This window comes from Cyanobium gracile UHCC 0281 (assembly GCF_034931305.1).
GTDB lineage: Bacteria > Cyanobacteriota > Cyanobacteriia > PCC-6307 > Cyanobiaceae > Cyanobium > Cyanobium gracile_A.
In genome coordinates this window covers 1-2212 of record NZ_JAYGHY010000116.1, presented here as the reverse complement: position 1 = coordinate 2212, position 2212 = coordinate 1, and the positions used below count along the sequence as shown (strand labels likewise).

Annotated in this window: 3 protein-coding genes; all 3 read right to left on the bottom strand. The window is 71.3% G+C overall.

The window, feature by feature from the left end; all coding sequences use genetic code 11:
- Positions 1–384, bottom strand: a 384-nt coding sequence (locus tag VB739_RS16530; protein ID WP_323358106.1) for a laccase domain-containing protein, incomplete at its 3' end; no start/stop codon positions are given.
- Positions 377–1261 carry a Tab2/Atab2 family RNA-binding protein gene (locus VB739_RS16525; RefSeq protein WP_323358105.1) on the bottom strand — a complete coding sequence of 295 codons (885 nt, stop codon included), beginning with the start codon at positions 1259–1261 and terminating at the stop codon, positions 377–379. The genes VB739_RS16525 and VB739_RS16530, both read right to left, overlap by 8 nt.
- On the bottom strand, positions 1258–2212 hold a 955-nt coding region (locus VB739_RS16520), incomplete at its 5' end, for a S1 RNA-binding domain-containing protein (protein ID WP_323358104.1). The genes VB739_RS16520 and VB739_RS16525, both read right to left, overlap by 4 nt.

The following is a 2212-nucleotide window of genomic DNA, read 5'->3' as shown; positions in this document are numbered from 1 at the left end:
GCAGGCCGCCACCCGGCCGCCGGCGGGGTCGACGATCAGCACCGGGGTGCAGTCGGCGCCGCACACCCAGAGGCTCTGGCCCCCGCCATCGCTGCACAGTCCATCGGCCTCCGGCCACGGGGCCCCCACGGCCTCACCGGCGGCGAGCACCGTGCCGCCATGCACCTGGCGGGTGCGGTGCACGCTCACGCCGGCACTGATCTCCCCGGCCAGCTCCTCCGGCTCACGGCCCTGCCACTGGCGGGTGAAGAAGCCGTGCTCGAAGCCAGCCAGCAGGTCGCACTGCAGGTAAAGGCCTCCGTAGGTGCCCACCCAGGTCCAGCCGGGCAGGTTGTTGAAGCCCGCATCGGGCCTCTCGAAGGGGGGCTCGAGAGCCTCAGCCATCCGGCAGGTCCCGCAGCAGCCAGAAACCCTCGAGACTCGGCACCTCCTCACTCGCCTGGATGGCGATGAACTGCAGACCGCCGGCCCGCTCCCGGGCCTCCGCCAGCGCCGCACTGGCCAGCCGCGCTTCCTCCTCCGGCAAGCGGGCCAGGATCCAGCGGTCCTCCAGCCCGGCCTCCAGCACCAGCTGACCGGCGCAGACCTCCAGCCGCGCCGGCTCCAGGCCGGACAGCCAGCCGGCGATGGCCAGGGCCCGCCGGCGGCTGAACAGCCGGATCCCCGGCACGGGAGTGGAGGGATCCAGGCCCTCGGGCAGGGCCACCAGGCCGGGGAAGGCGATCTCCCAGCCGCCGGCTTCGGCCAGGGTGGCGGCACTGAGGGTGGCCCAGCTCCAGTTGTCGCCCCGGGCCGCCTCCGGCAGGGGCAGCGCCACCGGTGCGATCGGCTGCGGCGGCGGGGCCAGGGGACCGGCCATGTAGCCCGGCTCCTGGGGATAGACGGTCGCCTGTCGCTCCCGCAGCCACTCCACCAGGCCATAACAGCGCCGGCTCGGCACCAGCTCCAGACCAAGCCCTTCAGCGGCCCGCTGCACCATGGCGCGCATCGAGCCGCGCCAGCAGCGCAGCCGCCGGGGTGGGCCGTAGCCCTGGGCGGCGGCGTCCTTGATGGCCGTTTCGATCGCGCCGCGCAACCACTGGGAATTGACGCTGGCGGCCGGACAGGCCATCGACCAGCGGAAGGGTTCCGGCGCCGGCTGCAGCCCAGTCGTGGTGCAGATCAGCAGTTCCCAGCGCTTCTTGCCATCGGCCTCCAGGATCGGCCTGGAGTAGTAGTCGAGTTCCCAGTCAGGGCCAGGCGCCTGCAACGCTCCGCTCATCCTGCGTCCTGTTCCTGCTGGCGCAGCAGCGAACGGGCCCGATGGGCCCGGTCCTCGGCCTCGGCCATCACCGTGTCCTTGGCGATCAGCAGCTCGCCGGCAGGCCCTTCCAGCAGGGCCGTGTTGAGGGCGATGCGGCCCCGGGCGGGGTCGATGGCGGTGATCAGGGCCTTGATGGGCTCACCCTGCTGAAAGGCCTCGCGCAGGTCGCGCAGAACGCCGCCGGTGACGCAGGAGTGGTGCAGCAGCCCGCTGACGCCGCCCAGATCGACGAAGTAGCCGTAGGGCTTGACCGACGCCACATGGCCTTCCACCAGCTGGCCCACCTCCAGGGTGGCAAAACGGGCGGCGGTGGCGGCCCGCTTCTCGGAGAGCACCAACTTGCGGGTCTCGGCATTGACCTCCAGGAAGGCGACCCCCAGGGTCTGGCCGACGAGGGCCTCGTGGTTCTCGCCTGCGTTGAGCTGGGAGCGGGGGATGAAGCCGCGCAGCCCCTCCAGTTCGCAGGTGACGCCACCGCGGTTGAAGCCGCTCACCTTGACCTGCACCACCTTGCCCTCCTTCTCCAGCTGGCGCACCTTCTCCCAGCTGTGGCGCAGGGCGAGGGCACGGGCGCTGATCGTCACCATGCCATCGGCGTTCTGCTCACGGGTGACGAGCACCTCGATCGGCAAGCCCTTGGGGAAGCGCTCCTTGAGATTGGTGATCACCCCGAGGCCGCACTCGCTCTTGGGCATGAAGCCGGGGGCCTTGCCGCCGATGTCCACATAGACACCGTCGCTTTCCATGCCGATCACCACCCCCTTGACCACCTCTCCGGTGGTGCCCACCGGAGCGTTCTCATCGAGGGCGGCGAGGAAGGCCTCCTCATCGAAATCGAAGTCATCCACGGTGCGTGCCTGGCGGGACGCCGCCGCAGGCGCGGCGTCGGCGGCAGCGGCACCACGGCTG

Coding starts and splice junctions, on each gene's coding strand:
- VB739_RS16525 (WP_323358105.1), bottom strand. CDS start 1,261: ATGAGCGGAGCGTTGCAGGCGCCTGGCCCTGACTGGGAACTCGACTAC.